Below are 16432 nucleotides of genomic sequence, written 5' to 3'. Positions count from 1 at the left end.
CCAACCCGTTCGCGCCGTTTCAGTTCTGCAGGACGATGGCCGAAAGGCCGCGGCCGTAATCCGTCTCTCCCCGCAGGCAGGAGCGGCGATAGCTGAAGAAGCGGTCCTCCTCGGCCACCGTGTCGTTGGGGCAGCGCTGGATCACCGTGACGCCGGAGTCGCCCAGCCGGCGGGTGACGTAGGCCGCCAGATCGAACAAGAAATGGCCGGGCTTGCGCGCGGGAGCGAAATAATCGCGGTTGCGCGCATCCTCCTCCTCGAACGGCGCCGGGAATTCCGGACCCACCTCGTAGGAGCGCTGGGCGATGCAGGGGCCGATGCAGGCAACGATGCGGTTCGGCTTGGCGCCCAGCTCGACCATGCGGGCGACGGTCGCCTCGATGACGCCGCCCTTGGCGCCCTTCCAGCCGGCATGGGCGGCGCCGATCACCCGCGCCTTGCTGTCGGCGAACAGGACGGGCGCACAATCGGCCGTCAGGATGCCCAGCGCGATCCCCGGCTGCCGGGTCGCCATGGCGTCTGCCTTCGGTGCCGTTTCCGGAGTCCAGGGCTCTTCCACCAAGACGCAGGTCGGGCTGTGGACCTGATAGCAGGTGATGAGGTTGGCGGGTGCCACCTCCATGCGCGCGGCGGCGCGGGCGCGGTTCTCATGCACGGCCGCGGCGGAGTCGTTGGACCCCAGCCCGCAGTTCAGCGAGGCGTAGAGACCGGTGGACACTCCGCCGGTGCGGGTGAAAAAGGCGTGTCTGATGTGGGTGATGTCGTTCAGCGCGCCGAGTGTGATCACGAACGCCGTCCTTCCCTGTTCTGTGGCCCCCATGCCCGGCAATCATGCCCGACAGGGCAGGGGACGCGATGCACGGTCCGCCCGGATTGTGGTTCTGGCGGTTATGGTGCGGTGTCTCTGACCCGGTTTCCGCGTCCGCCGGTCAGAAGCCGGCCGGGGGAGAGTCGGCGAAGGCTCCTGGCGTGGCGAACGCGGCCAGTTTGAACAGCCTGCCCATTTGCGCGGGATCGATCAAGCGGTCCAGCGCGCCGCGGATGTCCTGCGCCTGGGCCGGGCTGGCCTTCGCCGCCAGGGCGGAAGCGCGCTGGCGGATGCCCAGCCGGGTCAGCCACTCGCCCTGCTCGACCACGCCGAAGGATTGGGCGCCGCCCTCCCGCGCCGCAGCAGCGATTGCGGCGAAATCGACATGGGCCGTCAGGTCGGCTTCGCCTGGCGCCTCCAGCACGGGGGCATAGGCATGGCGGCGCATCGCCTGCAGGGTGTCGCCGACCGCCGGCCCGTGGGCGTAGCCATAGTCGATGACCAGCGCCGCACCGGGGGCCGCGGCCAGCCGGGCGCCGATCAGCCGCGCCACCGCCTGCGAGGCGGGGGAGACCTCGACGACGCTGCCGTCGGGCGCCTCACACAGCGTATCCGGCACCAGCCGGTTGCCGGAACTGCCGAAGGCCTCCAACACGAAGCGGAAGCGTGGATCGTCCTCGGTGCTGTCGGGCTCGACATCGACCAGCCGCTCGAACCAGCCATAGTTGGTCTTCTGCACCTGCCGGATCGGCAGGGCGTCGAAGAACTCGTTGGCGATCAGGACGGTCGGGCCGTCCGGCACATCCTCCAGCCGGTCATGCCAGTGGACCGCGTCGCCCAGGACGGGGTGCAGCGTCTGGCGTTGCCGCTCCCGCAAGGACGGGCTGGTCTCCACCAGATGGACGATGGCGTTGTCGCGGAACAGCGGTAGCACCGCGGCCGCCCGCAGCGCGTCGGCCATCAACGTGCCGCGGCCCGGACCCAGCTCCACCAGATGGAAGGGGCCGGGGCCGCCCAGCCTTGCCCAGCTGTCGACGCACCAGAGCCCGACCAGTTCGCCGAACATCTGGCTGATTTCCGGCGCGGTGGTGAAGTCGCCGCCGCTGCCGAACGGGTCGCGGCGCATGTAATAGCCGAAGCGCGGATGGCCGAGCGCCTCCGCCATGAAGGTGCCGACGCTGACCGGACCGTCCATCACGATGCGGCGGGCCAGCAGGCGGGCCAGCGTTTCCGGACCGGCGCTTTCGTCCGCCATGGCGTCAGGCCGGAATGGCATGACGCCGGCCGCGCAGGACCAGCCACAGGCCGATGGCCACCATCGGTAGCGACAGCAGCTGTCCCATCGTGGCGCCGGCGAACAGGAAGCCCAGCTGCGGGTCGGGTTCGCGGAAGAACTCGACCGTGATGCGCGACAGGCCGTAGCCGATCAGGAACAGCCCGCCGATCGTGCCCGGCCGGTTGCGCAGCGCCGGGCTGCGGATGGCGATTGCCAGCAGGATGAACAGAACCACGCCCTCCAGGGCAGCTTCGTAAAGCTGGCTGGGATGGCGCGGCACCTGCAACGGGTCGCGCGGGAAGACCATGGCATAGGCGAAATCGGGCGCCGGCCGGCCATACAGCTCGCCATTGATGAAGTTGGCGATGCGGCCGAAGAACAGCCCGATGGGGGCACAGGCGGCGATGATGTCGCCGAAGACGAAGGGCGAGATGCCGCGCCGCCAGCAGAACAGCGCAATCGCGGTCAGCACGCCGACCATGCCGCCATGGAAGGACATGCCGCCATGCCAGACCTGAACCGCGTCCAGCGGGTTTTCCAGATAGTATGGCAGGTTGTAGAACAGCACATAGCCGAGCCGCCCGCCCAGGATGGTGCCGATCACCGCCCAGGTCAGGAAGTCGTCGAACTCCTCGGGGTTCGGCCGGCGGCCGGGATCGAGCCGCGCCAGCCCCATGCAATAGCGCCAGCCCAGCACGAAGCCGGCCAGATAGGCCAGCGCATACCAGCGGACGACGACCGGGCCGACGGAAAAGGCGACCGGGTCGATGGTGGGAAAGGCCACGACGGGAAGGGTGGCGAGCATGGGAACTCCGGTCAGCGATACGGGTCGGGCTGCGACAGGAAATCCTGCACATAGCGCCGGACACCCTCTTCCAGCTCGGTGAAGGGCTGGTCGAATCCGGCGGCGCGCAGGCGATCCGTCGTCGCCTGCGTGAAATATTGGTATTTGCCGCGCAGATGCTCGGGCATCTCGAAGTACTCAATCCGGGGAGGCAGCCCCAGCGCGGCGAAGGTCGCCAGCGCCAGATCCTTGAAGCTGCGCGCCTTGCCGGTTCCGACGTTGAACAGGCCGCTGACATCGGGATGGTCGTAGAGCCACAGCATCACCGCGACGCAGTCGTCGACATGGATGAAGTCGCGCAGTTGGCCGCCATCCTCGAAGCCGTCCTTGTGCGACTTGAACAGGCGCGCCGGCTGGCCGGCCGTCAACTGCGGATGCAGCTTGGCGATCACGCTCATCATGTCGCCCTTGTGGGCTTCGTTCGGGCCGTAGACGTTGAAGAATTTCAGCCCGGCCCATTGCGGCGGCACGAGGTCGCCGCCGGCGACGGCGCGGGCGATGCGGCGGTCGACCAGATGCTTGGACCAGCCATAGGCATTCAGCGGCCGCAGCCGCGCCAGCCCGTCGCAGGAGCCGTCATCGTCGAAACCGGCGGAGCCGTCGCCATAGGTCGCGGCGGAGGAGGCGTAGATCAGCCGGCATCCGCGCCAGGAACACCAGCGCCACAAATCGAGCGTCAGCGCGACGTTGTTGGCGACGATCTTGTCGACGTCCCGCTCGGTGGTGGCAGAGATGGCGCCGAGATGGAAGACGGTGTCGATCTCGGCGGCATGCTGGTCGAGGAAGGCCAGCGTCTGCTCGGGCGGCACCAGGGCCGCGACCTCGCGCTTGGCGAGATTCTGCCACTTCTCGCCGTCACGGAAGCGGTCGACGACCGCCACGACGGTGATGCCGCGCGCAGCCAGAGCCGCGACAAGGTTGGACCCGATGAAGCCGGCCCCGCCGGTGACCACGATCATAGCGCTGTCCGCTGTTGCTCGACGCGTTTCGTGGGGACTTATAGGCGGGTGGGACGGTGGGGGCAAGTTAATGGCCCTCTTCCGCCCGCTCGGAAGAGCAGGAAGGAGAGGGCCGCAGTGGCAAGCCCTTACCGCGTCGCGCGGTTCGCGGCGCTGACCAGGGCCCGCAGCGAGGCGGTGACAATGTCGGCGTCGATGCCCACGCCGAACAGGGTCGTCTCGCCGGTCTTCACCTCGACATAGGCGCAGGCCTGGGCGTCCTCGCCGGAGCCGATGGCGTGCTCACGGTAATCGACGACATGCAGGTCAGTGCCGCAACCCTGCCGCAGGGCGTCCAGGAAGGCGTCGATCGGGCCGTTGCCCTTGCCCTTGGTGGTGATGATCTCGCCGTTGCGGCGCATCACCACGCTCATGGCACGGGCACCGGAGTTCGGGCCGCGCGGCTCGGTCGAATGCTCGACCAGCTCCAGCGGGCTGTCGGCGTCCAGATACTCGGCCTGGAAGGCGGCGTGGATGTCGGCGGGCGACAGTTCCTTGCCGGTCTCGTCGGCAACGCGCTGCACGACCTTGGAGAATTCGATCTGCAGGCGGCGCGGAATCTGCAGGCCGTAGTCCTTCTCCAGCACATAGGCGATGCCGCCCTTGCCGGACTGGCTGTTGATGCGGATCACCGCCTCGTAGCTGCGGCCCAAATCCTGCGGGTCGATGGGCAGGTACGGGACCTCCCACTTGCCGGTGTTGGACTTGGTCAGCGCCTTCAGCCCCTTGTTGATCGCGTCCTGGTGCGAGCCGGAGAAGGCGGTGAACACCAGTTCGCCGGCATAGGGGTGGCGCGGATGGACCGGCAGCTGCGTGCAGTATTCGGAAACCCGGACGATCTCGTTGATGTCGTCAATGTTCAGTTTCGGATCGACGCCCTGGGTGAACATGTTCAGCGCCAGCGTGACGACGTCGACGTTGCCGGTGCGCTCGCCGTTGCCGAACAGCGTGCCTTCGACGCGGTCGGCGCCGGCCAGCAGCCCCAGCTCGGCCGCGGCGACGCCGGTGCCGCGGTCATTGTGCGGGTGCAGCGAGATGATCGCCGACTCGCGGTTCTTCATCGTCTTGCAGAACCACTCGATCTGGTCGGCATGGACGTTCGGCATCGACATCTCGACCGTCGAGGGCAGGTTCAGGATGATCCTGCGCTCAGGCGTCGGCTGCCAGACCTCCATCACCGCCTCGCAGATCTCGACGGCGAAGTCCAGTTCGGTGCCGGTGAAGCTCTCCGGCGAATATTGCAGGACGATCTCGGTTTCCGGGGTCTCGTCGGCCAGCTGCTTGATCAGCTTGGCACCCTGGACGGCGATGTCGACGATGCCCTGGCGGTCCAACCCGAACACGACGCGGCGCTGCAGCTCCGAGGTGGAGTTGTACAGATGCACGATGGCGCGCTTGGCCCCCTTGATGCCCTCGAAGGTGCGGCGGATCAGCTCCTCGCGCGCCTGGGTCAGCACCTGGATGGTGACGCCGTCGGGGATCTTGTTGCCGTCGATGATCTCGCGGCAGAAGTCGAAATCGGTCTGCGACGCGGCGGGGAAGCCGACCTCGATCTCCTTGAAGCCCATGCGCAGCAGCAGGTCGAACATCGCGCGCTTGCGGTCCGGCCCCATCGGCTCGATCAGCGCCTGGTTGCCGTCGCGCAGGTCGACCGAGCACCAGATCGGCGCCTTGTCCAGGGTGCGCGACGGCCACTGGCGGTCGGTCAGCTTCACCTGGGGGAAGGGGGCGTATTTGGACGGGGACTTCGGCAGAGCTGGAATGTTGGTCGCGGTGTTGGTTTGGGTCGCGGTGCTCATGGCGTCGTTCGGCTCCAGTGGCGGCCCCCGGGGCCCGGTATTCTGTGCGGGCGGGGGCGGCGGATCGGATTTTGAAAGGCGGAGGGACCGGCGATGGGTACGGCCGCGGAGCCGCCGGATGTGGCTCAGCGACCGTCGGTAAGTCGCAGTCCCGGCCCCGGCCGGGCGACGCCGATACCGGCGCCTTTGAAAACATCGCTCATGGAACAGACACTTCGACCGATGGAATTAATGTGCGAACGCGACAAACCCGGACGCTTAAAGCGCCGGGCCGAGAAGTCGAAGAAGGGCGTTCTGCAGGTCGATGGTGTTCATGGGGCGCACTGTGCGCAGGTGCGGCATGGCTGTCAAGCTCGGATTGGCGAAAAACGGACTGCGGGATGCACCAACCATCGGCGCCCCTTCCATCCTTCCCATCCTCACGCGTCAGCCCCAGATCAGGTGGTACAGCGTCGGCAGCAGCAACGCCGTCGCCAGCCCGTTCAACCCCATGCCCAGCCCGGCGAAGGCACCCGCCACCTCGTTGACCTGCAAGGCACGCGCGGTGCCGATGCCGTGCGCCGCCACGCCCATGCCGAAGCCGCGGGCGCGCCAGTCCTTCACCCGCACGAGGTTCAGCACCCAGGTGCCGAGGCTGGCGGCGACGATGCCGGTGATGATGACGAACACCGCGGTCAGCGACGGCAGGCCGCCGATCTGCTCCGACACGCCCATGGCGATGGGGGACGTGACGGATTTCGGCGCCATCGACAGGATGGTCGCCTTGCTGCCTCCGAACGCCCAGACCAGCGCCACGGCACTCAGCGCCGAGGCGGCGGACCCCACCAGCAGTGCCACCACCAGAGCCAGGGCCGAGCGGCGGACCTCCTGGAACTGGTTGTAGAGCGGAATGGCGAGCGCCACCGTGGCCGGGCCGAGCAGGAAATGGACGAACTGCGCGCCGTCGAAATAGGTGCGGTAATCGATGCCGGACAGGCTGAGCGTGCCGGCGATCAGGACGACGGCGATCAGCACCGGGTTCAGCACCGGGCGCCGTCCCAGCTTTTCAAAGACCCACAGGCCGATCTGATAGGCGACCAGCGTCAGCGTCAGCCCGGCCAGCGGGCTGGCAGACAGATAGACCCAGATCTGGTGAAGATCGGCGCTCATGCCCGATCTCCCTTCACCTGCTTCCCTGCCGCCGGCTCCTCTTCCAGCCGCGGATCGGTGCGGCTCAACAGGAAGGCCATCAGCTTTGCCGTCACCGCGATGCCGAACAGGGTGCTGCCGAACAGGGCGGCGACGATGGGCAGCGCCTCGGTCTCAAGGCGGGTGACATGGACCATCACCCCGACACCAGCCGGCACGAACAGCAGCGACAGGTGGCGCAGGAGCCCGCCCGCCGTGTCCTGCACCGTGTCCGGCACACCGCCGCGCAGCAGCAGCCCGGCGAACAGCAGCAGCATGCCCAGCACCGGTCCGGGAACCGGCAGGTGCAGCAGGCGGGCGGCCAGTTCACCGGCGAGTTGGCAGAGCAGGAGGAGCGTCAGGGTTCCGAGCATCGCGGACTCCGGTGGAAGGGGTGCTGTGCGTCCCTTCTACCGCAGTTGCGAAGTCGCCGGGCTGCATTCCGCGAATGCGAGCGTCGCGAATCGACGATGATGCCCGTTCAGAAAGTGGGGAGGTTATTGCAGCTTGCTGCGGACGTGCTGGCCGCGGCGGACGATGGACTGCGCTTCCACAGTCACTTCCTTCTTGCCGAACAGGCGCAGGAAGATGGCGTTGACGGTGGCGTGTGCGCTGACCGTCAGGGTGCCGGCGGCGGCATCCTCGGCAATCGTCAGGGGGGAGAGGTTCGAGCCGAGAAAGCCGTTGGGAAAGGCCTTGTCGAAGAAGCTGCGGATGTGTCCGTCGCGCTGCGAGTCGAACATCACGCGCCCGCCGGCCAGCGCGGCGGCATCGACGGCTTGCGACAGCCGGGCTTCCACCGCATAGCTGCGCAGGGCATCGACGGTGCAGCCGGCGCCCAGCGCGGTCGGAATGGCAAGGATCAGGGCGACCACCAGAAGCAGGTGACGACCCGTCCGCCGGTCTTCGTGCCCGCCATAGGGCAGGGGACGATAGACCAAAGTCATTGCCGGCCTCCCAAGCAATTGCCTATGCGGAAAGGAGTGTTTTGATTGGATGCATCACTCTTAGCATCATCCGACAAGCAGGCAAACCAAGAAATGCAGGTGAAGGACAGCAAAAATCGCGGCGCAAGTTGTTATGTATTTTACGCAAAGGCGGTAACCCAAATTCGCGGATGCGGCGGCAAAGGGTAAAGCCCGCAGCAAGGGGCGGGAAGCGCTGTCTCGACTTTAAAAACCACCGTGATTCGCAGCTGTGCCGAGTCAAAGGTGAGCCAAGCGGTGCCCTCGGGCGCCGCGTTAAGGGGCTGTTCGTCATCGCCGTCGGCAGGTTGGGCAGATCCCAGTCCCTCCAGGCCGGAGCCGCCGACCCCGTCTTTTCCGTCTCCTGCCCGTGACCGTTCCACGGGACTCTGGCCGGCCCGGTCGCTCCTCGACATTGCGCCGGCTGTTGCGGCGGTGGCGCTTCTGCCGGTCGGCCTGATGGCCGAGGTGGAGGGTGCCTGCACCATCGTCCTGATGCACTGAACACGCGGGGCGGCTTCTCCGTTTCCCGTCTGCCCGCTAGACTCCGGGCGCAATGATGGGGAGAGGGCCCGATGAGGGGCGGCGTTTGGCGTGTGGTGATGCTGGGGTTGGCCGTGACGGCGGCCGCGCTGGTGTTTCTGGGCGTGGAGATCACACAGCTGGCGGCGGACGACCGAACGGCCTTCACTCGCGGTCTGGCGATCTGCGGGCTCGGACTTTTGTCGGTATGGTTCGTCTTCTCGCGACTGTCGCGCCATTTCCGCGACCTCGACCGCCTGTCCGGCAGGCTGTCGGGTGCCCGCAACCGGGTCGATCTCGAACCGATGTTCGGCGAACTGGCGCGCTTGGCCGAGGCGGTCAGTCTTGCCCGCGGCGGCGAGCGCGGCTTGGGTGAGGGGCCGCTGGGCGGCACCCCACTCGGTCATGGCCCACTCGGTCATGGCCCGCTGGGCGGCGGCCGCATCGACCGGGCCTTGCGGGCGGCTCTGGCCCTGTCCGAGGATCCCCTTCTGATCCTCGACGAGCAGGGGCGGGTGGAGCAGCTGAACCCTGCCGCGGCCCGCCTGCTGGGTGTGGAGGAGGGGGCCGACATCGGCAAGTCGCTGCTGCGTGACGATCTGGCCCGCGCCATGGAGCGGGCGCGCGGCGGCGGTGTTCCCGTCACCGCCGTGCTGCGCCGGACCGAAGACGGCGAGCTGTCGGCGCGTGTGGCCGATCTTGGGCTCGGCGCCGGTGTTCTGCTCTCTTTCCCTGCCCGCGGCATGGCCCATGCCGCCGGCCTCAGCGGCAAGCGCACGCTCAGCCTGCGCCCGGCCCAGCCCACCACCCCCCTCGGCGATGAGGAGCCGTTGGCCGCCCTGCCGTTCGTTGCGCTTTGGGTGGCGACGGCGGGGATGGAGGCGGACAGCGGTCCGGCGATCGCGGTCGGTACCGTCCGGCTGGTCGGGTCGCGCATCTTTCGGACGGTGTCGCTTGCGTTGCTGATCGACCCCGTCGAACCGGTGCCTGCCGAGGCGACGGCCCGTCACGGCATCGGCACCGCCATGGTGGCGGGCGAACGCCCCTTCGCCGCGGTGTGGCCGGCGATCCAGGAGGCACTGCACAACTGCATCGCGGTCGGGATCGGCATCGACTCGGCGGTGGCCGCGCTGGCGCGGTCGGCAGCCCTGGCCGGCATTGCCGAACCGGCGCTGCCGCCGACGCTCGACCTCGGCGCGCTGGCGGCTGCGCTGGACCCTGCCCTGGCCGGGGCATCGGCCGACCGTCTGGCGGAGGCCTTCGCCTTGCCCCGCCACCCGCGCAACGGTCCCCAGGGCGAGGCGCTGGCCCAGGCCGAGCTTGCCGTGGCGCTGCTCTCCCGCCTGACGGAACGCGGAGTCGTCACCCAGGGGCAGGCACGGGGGCTGGTCGCCGGCGGCGACGCGAAACTGTCGCCGGCACATCCTCCGCCAGCCTGAACCCGCTCATCGACAGCCGGGTCTCCGGGCGCAGGTAATGGCGCGTCCACGGACCGGCATGGTCGAAGGGGGTAAGGCAACTGCCGCCCCGCAGCACCATGCGGTTGCTGGCGAGCCGGCCGTTGACCGCCTCGTCCAGAGCCGCCTTGTCCCCGGCGTGGGGGCGGAGGTAGCCGGGATAGGTCGTGAAGGCGTCGGCGGTCCATTCCCACACGTCGCCGCACATCTGCCAGGGGCCGGTCCCGTGGCAGGTGCCGGCGCGCGGATGGCGGTGGCCGGTGCCCAACAGGTTGCCCATGCTGTCGCAGCCGGCGGCGACCGCTTCCCATTCCGCCTCCCGCGGCAGGCGCTTGCCAGCCCAGCGGGCATAGGCATCGGCCTCGTACCAGCTGACATGGCAGACCGGCTCGTCGGGATCGAGCGGCTGTATGCCATAGAGGGTGAAGACCTGCCAGCGGCTGCCCGACTCGGAGTCGCCGCGCTGCCAGTAGAGTGGGGCGCTCCAACCTTCGGCCTTTGCGATCTCCCAACCGTCGGACAGCCAAAGGGAGCGGTCGCCGTAACCGCCAGCCTCGATGAAGGAAAGATAGTCGCCGCAGGTCACCGGGCGGGCGGCCAGCCGGTAGGGCTCCAGCCAGACGCGGTGGCGTGGGCTTTCATGGTCGAATCCGGGCAACGGCATCGGCCGGCCGACCTCGACGAGGCCGCCGGGCTGCTCCAGCCATCCGTCGGGTGGGGCACCCAGATGCGGGTGGTCGGGCGCCTGCTCGTAGGCCGGACGCAGCGGGTTGCTCCACAGGGCATGCTTGATGTGCAGCAGCATGCGTTCCTGATGGCGCCGCTCGTGGGCGATGGCCATCATCAATGCCGACTCGGCCGGGTCCCAAAGCCCGTCGTCGATGCCGTCGATCAGGTGCAGCACCGCGGCGTTGATCTGGTCGCGGTGCCGCATGATCTCGGCCACCGTCGGGCGCGACAGAACGCGGGTGGGCGGGGCACCGCTGTTGCTGTTGGCGGCGAACAGGTCGAGGAAGGCCGGATCCGCCGGCCGGTAGCCGGGGCTGAAGGGAATCAGCACCGCCACCTCGAACAGCCAGCTGGTGTGGGCAAGATGCCATTTCGCCGGCGCGCCGTCCGGAACGGTCTGCACCATCTGGTCTTCCGGCGACAGGGTGGCGACCAGTTCGGCGGTGCGGGCACGCGCCTTCTGGAAGAGGGTTGCGAGGGACTGCCGGCGTTCGGTGAGGAGATGCGCGGCGGTCGGACCTGCGCTCGGGATGGGATGTGTGTCGGGCACGGGCGGTCCCTCCGAAATCCAGAATCTCTTCGGAGAGTATCCACCCGGAACGCCCCTTTTGGAATGCATGCATCCGTGGTGGAACGGTCACCGCAAATAGCGGCTGCGACCGGACGCCGCATCTGGAATGGCCGATGAATGGCGCCGGCGACGCATGGGGCCAAAAACGAAAAGGCCGCCCGGAAGGCGGCCTTGTTCACTCGAAGCACAGCTCAGTGTCGGACAAGACTTACTTGATCTTGGCTTCCTTGAACTCGACGTGCTTGCGCGCCACCGGGTCGTACTTGCGGAACGACAGCTTCTCGGTGGTCTTCTTCGGGTTCTTCTTCTTCACGTAGAAGAAACCGGTGTCAGCCGTGCTCACCAGCTTGATGAGGACGGTGTTCTGCTTGGCCATGATCTCGATCCCGACAAAAAATCCGTGCCCCGCCGGCCCGGCGGGGGCGGCGTCGTTAGCGGCGGAAAATACCGTCTGACGCCGCAATGTCAAGCCCTATGGGCGGTGAATCTGGCGTCCGACGGCGATTGCCACAGCGACGCCCCCGAAACTGGTGTCAGCGCTCCGCCACCGTGTTGACCACGGCGGTGGCGACGGCGCGCTGGTACAGCCCCGGCTCGGCCAGCAGGCGCATGGCGACCTTCAGGTCCAGTTCCGGCTCGTGCTCCTTCCACGGGCAGGCTTCGCGCAGGGCGCTCAGCGCATGCTCGTCGTCGGCCGCCTTGGAACGCCAGCTCGCCACCTGCGCCGGGCGCAGACGCCCCTCGCGCAGGTCGGACAGCAGGGCTTCCGGGTCGGTCTGGCCGGCCCGGCTGGTGCAGACGGTGGGCTGGACGCCCTGGCGGTGCAGGGTATAGCCGGCCGGGGTGTAGATGCGGCTCCAGGTCAGGAACAGCTCGCCGTCGTTGGGAAGGCGGTTGACCGTCTGGACGCTGCCCTTGCCATAGCTGGAGGCGCCGACCACGACCGCGCGACCCGAGTCCTGCAGTGCCGCCGCCACCACCTCGGCCGACGAGGCGGAGCGGCCGTCGACCAGCACCACCAGCGGCAGCCCGTCGAGCAGGTCGTCGGGGTTGGCGTCGAAGCGCTGGCGGCTTTCGGGGTTGCGCCCCTCGGTGGAGATGATCCGGCCGCGGCGCATGAACAGGTCGGCGACCGCGACAGCCTGGTCCAGCAGCCCGCCCGGATTGCCGCGCAGGTCGAGAACCATGCCTTGCAGCGTCGGCCCCGCCGCCTGACGGATGGATGTCACCGCCGACCGCAGGCTGGAGGCCGTGGTGGCGTTGAAGCGGTCGAGCTTGACGATGCCGACGTCGCCGGACAGCGAATAGGTGACGGTGTTCGGCACCACCCGCTCGCGGCGCAGCGGCAGCCGGCGGGGGGCGCCATTGTCGCGGGCGACGGTCAGCGTGACCAGCGTGCCGGTGGGACCGCGCAGCCGCTCGCGCATGTCCGCCGCGCTCATTCGCGTCGTCAGGTCGCCGTCGATGGCGAGAAGCTGGTCGCCGTCGACGATGCCGACGCGCTCGGCCGGGCTGTGCGGCATCACGTCATGCACGATGACGCGACCATTGGATGTGGTGTCCAACGACAGGCCGACGCCGCCATACCCCTCGCGCTGGGCGCGTTCGTTGCTGGCGCGCTGGACGCCGGTGTAGCGGGAATAGCCGTCGAGATCGGCGGTGACGCCGTCGAACACCACCTGATACAGCCGCTCCGGCGTCGCCTTCGCCAGGGTGGGGGAATAGACGCGGGCGCGGTCGATGATGCGGGTGGTCAGAACCGCCCAGCCGGCGGCGTCGCCATCGGCGGCGGTGCCGTACTCCGCCGCCAGGGCGCCCGACACGTACAGGCGTACGGTGCTGCCGGCATGCTCCACCGTCACCGAGGGGTCGAGCGCGGTCAGCCCCTTCAACCCGTCAATTCCCAGGCGGTTGAAGGACACCGGCTCCAGATAGACTTCGGCGATCTTGGAGAAGCCGACGGAGAAAACCTGTTCTGTCACCGGCTGCGGCGCGGTGCTCGCGGCCTGCGGGGTTCCGGCGAGAGCGGTGGTGGCGAGAAGGGCTGCGGCGGAAAACTGGAAGGCCAGATGACGAAGCGGGCGGCTGAAGCGGCGCGCCACACCTGAAATCAGGGTGCCCGATAGGACGGGGATCCGAAAAGACGGCACGTGGGACGGTGCATTCTGGTCGCACACGCCGTGATCGCACACGTTGTGATCGAACTGGGCCATGGGGCGAACCGCGGCCTCCCTTTCCTGCAGCCGGACCGGAGGAGGATGTTCCCGATCCCGGATGGGTGATAGATACACCTTCGTTCAGGAGGGCGGGCGGGACAAAATTGCGGGCCGCACCACAATGTTGCGGATTGTCCAATCCTGTGTCGCCAAGGCCACGCTTGTATGGCGCGGGTGCCACGGAACCTTGGCCTGCCCACGAGTCGCCCCCTGGACGGCATCCCGGCTCAAGCGTTGCCATTCTGCAACGGGTCTGGAATGGCCCTCAAGTCAGGCTTCAGTCTGCCAGACGGAAAAGCGTGCTGCCGCTGACCGGATCGGCCTCCACCAGCATCACCTTGACCGGGTTGCCGAGGCGGTACGTGCGCCCCGTACGCTGCCCGACCAGGGTGTGTGCGGCCTCGTCATGGTCGTACCGGTCGTCGGGCAGGCTGCTGGCCGGAACCAGCCCGTCGGCGCCGCTCTCGTCCAGCCGCACGAACAGCCCGAAGCGGCTGACGCCGGAGATGCGGCCGCTAAAGCGTTCTCCGATGCGGTCGGCCAGGAAGGCGGCGGTGTAGCGGTCCACCGCGTCGCGCTCGGCGGTGGCGGCGCGGCGCTCGGTGCCTGACAGATGGTCCCCGATCTCCGCCAGCCGGCCCAGCGTCTCGTCGTCCAGCCCGCCGACGCCCAACCCCAGCGTGCGGATCAGCGCGCGGTGGACGATCAGGTCGGCATAGCGGCGGATCGGCGAGGTGAAATGGGCGTAACGGTGCAGGGCCAGCCCGAAATGGCCGATGTTGTCCGGGCTGTAGGCGGCCTGGGCCTGGGCGCGCAGGACCACCTCGCTGACCAGCGGTGCGTGCGATGTCCCCTCCACCTTGCGCAGGATGCGGGTGAAGTGGTCGGGCGTCAGGTCGGCGCTCTTGGTCAGCGGGTGGCCAATCCCGGCGAGGAAACCACGCAGCGCCTCCATCTTCTCCATCGAAGGCCGGTCATGGATGCGGAAGAGGCCGGGCATGGTGCGCCGCTCCAGCACCTCCGCCGCCGCGACGTTGGCGGCGATCATGAACTCCTCGATCAGCCGGTGGCTATCGTGGCGCTCGCGCCTGACGATCTCGGCGACCCGGCCGCGCTCGTCGATGTGGACCCGGCGCTCGGGCAGGTCCAACTCCAGTGTGCCGCGCTTGGCACGGGCTGCGGCGAGCCGGGCATAGGCGCCGAACAGCGGGGCGATCACGCCGTCGGCGAGCGGCCCCGTCACCTCGTCCGGCCGGCCATCATGGCAGTCCTGCACCTGTTCATAGGTCAGCCGTGCCGCCGACCGCATCAATCCGCGCACCAGACGATGCCGGACCAGCACACCGTTGCGGTCGATCCACAGGTGAAAGGCCAGGCAGGCGCGATCCTCTCCCGGCCGCAGCGAACACAGGCCGTTCGACAGCGCCTCCGGCAGCATCGGCACGACGCGGTCGGGGAAATAGACGGAGTTGCCGCGCTCGTAGGCGGTGCGGTCCAGCGCCGATCCGGGGCGCACGTAATAGGACACGTCGGCGATGGCGACGATCAGGTGCCAGCCGTCCGGATTCTCCGGATCGCCGTCGGCCTCCGCCCACACGGCATCGTCGAAATCGCGGGCGTCGGCGCCGTCGATGGTCACCAGCGGGATGTCGCGCAGATCTTCCCGCTGCATCAGCGCCGGCACCGCCGCCAGTTCCGCCTCACGCAAGGCTGCGTGCGGGAAGACAGTGGGGATGCCGTGGGCGTGGATGGCGATCAGGCTGAAGGCGCGCGGCTCGTCGGTGGAGCCCAGCCGCTCGACCACACGGGCCTGCGGCTGGCCGGCGCGTCCGGCCGGCAGGATGTCGGCGAAGACGAGGTCGCCCGGCTCGGCATCGCCGCGGTTGGGCGGCAGCACCAAAAACTCGGTCTTGTGGCGGCGGTCGGTCGGGAGGATGCGCCCGCCATCGGCGCTCGGCCGGTAGACGCCGAGGATGCGGCCTTCGCGTTCCCCATCTATGCGGCGGATAACGCGGGCTTCGTAGAGGCGGTCGTTGATCCGGGCGAGCTTCGCCAGCAGCGTGTCGCCGACCGCCAGCGGTTTTTCCTCTCCCCGCGACTTCTTCTCCGGCAGAAGGAAGATGCGCGGCGGGTTGCCCTCGCCGGTCCAGGTCAGCGGCCGGGCGGCAAGCTCGCCGTCCGCATCGACCCCGGTGACCAGCAGAACCGCGACGGCGGGCAGGGACTGCGGCGGGGCCATGCGCTTGTTGCGCCCGCGCTCCACCGTCCCGTCCGCCTCCAGCTCCCGCAGCAGATCCTTCAGCGTTTCCCGGTCGGCCGATCCGGACAGCTTGAAGGCACGGGCGATCTCGCGCTTGCCGACGGGGGTGGTGCTGGACCGGATGAAGGCGAGGATGGCGTCCTTGCTGGGGAAATGGCTGTCGGTCACTGGGCGGGGGATCCGTCGGTTCTTGTCGCAGGTATGGCTATATAGGGATCAATCCGCACCGGGATCACTCTGCACCGGGGGCAGTCGCCCAGCTGCGGCCGACCATCGCCCGGATGGCGTCGCTGCGCTCCAGCGCCTCGCGGAATCCCGCCAGCGGGAAGCGGACCTCCGTCTTCTCCCCGGCCGGCGACTGGCCGACGATGGAAACCTCCGGTGCCGGGGCGATCTTCTCCACCATGCGGCGGTTGAGGTCGGGATCGGTCATGGCACAGGTGTTGGTTTCGAAGCGGAAGGGCTTGCAGGGGGAATCGGGCTTGAACACCGCCCGGTCGGCCCAAATGCGGACCAGCCTGTCCAAATCCAGCGACTCAGGGGAGACGCGGAAGCGCAGCCCCTCGCGCCAGCGCTCGGTCGAGCGCAGCCAGACCAGCCGGGCGGTGCGGTCGTTGACGCCGCGGGCGGACAGCTCGCACTCGACCTGCCGTGTGCCGGACCAGAGCTGACAGTAGAGCTTCCAGCTCTTGAAGCTCTCGTCGAACTCCCGGAACGGCTTGCCTTCCGCCATCGCCGCCGGAGCGGCAGCGGCGATGGCGGCCAACATCGCCAGGGCTGTGATCAGGCGCTGTCCGTGGCGGCGTCCGGGCATCGGATG

At 68.5% G+C, this 16432-nt stretch carries 14 protein-coding genes; 1 reads left to right on the top strand and 13 read right to left on the bottom strand.

From position 1 onward, the window contains the following. Positions 1-19 precede the first annotated feature (19 nt). The 8 genes from pgeF to ACWPN3_RS19965 form a co-directional block, all read right to left on the bottom strand. Entirely contained in the window at positions 20-787 is a 768-nt protein-coding gene (gene pgeF, locus ACWPN3_RS20000) for a peptidoglycan editing factor PgeF (protein WP_109096180.1), read from the bottom strand. A 142-nt stretch (positions 788-929) separates the two neighbouring features. Next, positions 930-2063 (bottom strand): class I SAM-dependent methyltransferase, encoded by a 1134-nt coding sequence (locus ACWPN3_RS19995; protein ID WP_492240909.1) that lies wholly within the window; start codon positions 2061-2063, stop codon positions 930-932. Between the two features lie 4 nt (positions 2064-2067). Next, positions 2068-2889, bottom strand: coding sequence for a prolipoprotein diacylglyceryl transferase (lgt, locus tag ACWPN3_RS19990; RefSeq protein WP_492240908.1), 822 nt, complete (start codon positions 2887-2889; stop codon positions 2068-2070). 11 nt (positions 2890-2900) lie between these two features. Next, complete coding sequence (gene rfaD / locus ACWPN3_RS19985; protein WP_492240907.1) at positions 2901-3887, bottom strand: ADP-glyceromanno-heptose 6-epimerase; 987 nt, start codon at positions 3885-3887, stop codon at positions 2901-2903. Between the two features lie 128 nt (positions 3888-4015). Next, the gene (leuA, locus tag ACWPN3_RS19980) at positions 4016-5725 is read right to left on the bottom strand and encodes a 2-isopropylmalate synthase (protein ID WP_492240906.1); all 1710 of its coding nucleotides are present in this window, start codon (positions 5723-5725) and stop codon (positions 4016-4018) included. Positions 5726-6151: 426 nt separating this feature from the next. Beyond that, positions 6152-6874: an LrgB family protein gene (locus ACWPN3_RS19975; protein ID WP_098739303.1), complete on the bottom strand. Its 723-nt coding sequence runs from the start codon at positions 6872-6874 to the stop codon at positions 6152-6154. Beyond that, a complete protein-coding gene (locus ACWPN3_RS19970; protein WP_492240905.1) occupies positions 6871-7266 on the bottom strand; it encodes a CidA/LrgA family protein in 396 nt (131 codons plus the stop codon). The genes ACWPN3_RS19975 and ACWPN3_RS19970 overlap by 4 nt, the downstream gene beginning before the upstream one ends. Positions 7267-7389: 123 nt before the next feature. Next, on the bottom strand, positions 7390-7839 hold the full coding sequence (locus ACWPN3_RS19965; RefSeq protein ID WP_098739305.1) for a pilus assembly protein TadG-related protein: 450 nt from the start codon (positions 7837-7839) through the stop codon (positions 7390-7392). A 593-nt stretch (positions 7840-8432) separates the two neighbouring features. Between ACWPN3_RS19965 and ACWPN3_RS19960 the strand changes: the two genes are divergently transcribed. Continuing rightward, a complete protein-coding gene (locus tag ACWPN3_RS19960; protein ID WP_492240904.1) occupies positions 8433-9818 on the top strand; it encodes a 3'-5' exonuclease in 1386 nt (461 codons plus the stop codon). Here the strand turns inward: ACWPN3_RS19960 and egtB are convergent. The 5 genes from egtB to ACWPN3_RS19935 all read right to left on the bottom strand — a co-directional run bounded on the left by egtB (position 9742) and on the right by ACWPN3_RS19935 (position 16426). Continuing rightward, positions 9742-11115 carry an ergothioneine biosynthesis protein EgtB gene (gene egtB / locus ACWPN3_RS19955; protein WP_492240903.1) on the bottom strand — a complete coding sequence of 458 codons (1374 nt, stop codon included), beginning with the start codon at positions 11113-11115 and terminating at the stop codon, positions 9742-9744. The two genes, ACWPN3_RS19960 and egtB, sit on opposite strands and share 77 nt — an antisense overlap. A 229-nt stretch (positions 11116-11344) precedes the next feature. Continuing rightward, on the bottom strand, positions 11345-11512 hold the full coding sequence (gene rpmG, locus ACWPN3_RS19950) for a 50S ribosomal protein L33 (protein ID WP_012974790.1): 168 nt from the start codon (positions 11510-11512) through the stop codon (positions 11345-11347). A 157-nt stretch (positions 11513-11669) separates the two neighbouring features. Further along, entirely contained in the window at positions 11670-13238 is a 1569-nt protein-coding gene (locus ACWPN3_RS19945; RefSeq protein WP_247872801.1) for a S41 family peptidase, read from the bottom strand. Between the two features lie 391 nt (positions 13239-13629). After that, the gene (rnr, locus tag ACWPN3_RS19940; RefSeq protein ID WP_492240902.1) at positions 13630-15780 is read right to left on the bottom strand and encodes a ribonuclease R; all 2151 of its coding nucleotides are present in this window, start codon (positions 15778-15780) and stop codon (positions 13630-13632) included. A 64-nt stretch (positions 15781-15844) separates the two neighbouring features. Beyond that, entirely contained in the window at positions 15845-16426 is a 582-nt protein-coding gene (locus ACWPN3_RS19935; RefSeq protein ID WP_492240901.1) for a hypothetical protein, read from the bottom strand. Positions 16427-16432 lie beyond the last annotated feature (6 nt).

It is taken from the genome of Azospirillum sp. UENF 111221 (assembly GCF_058780625.1).
This window is presented reverse-complemented; position numbering and strand designations above follow the sequence as displayed.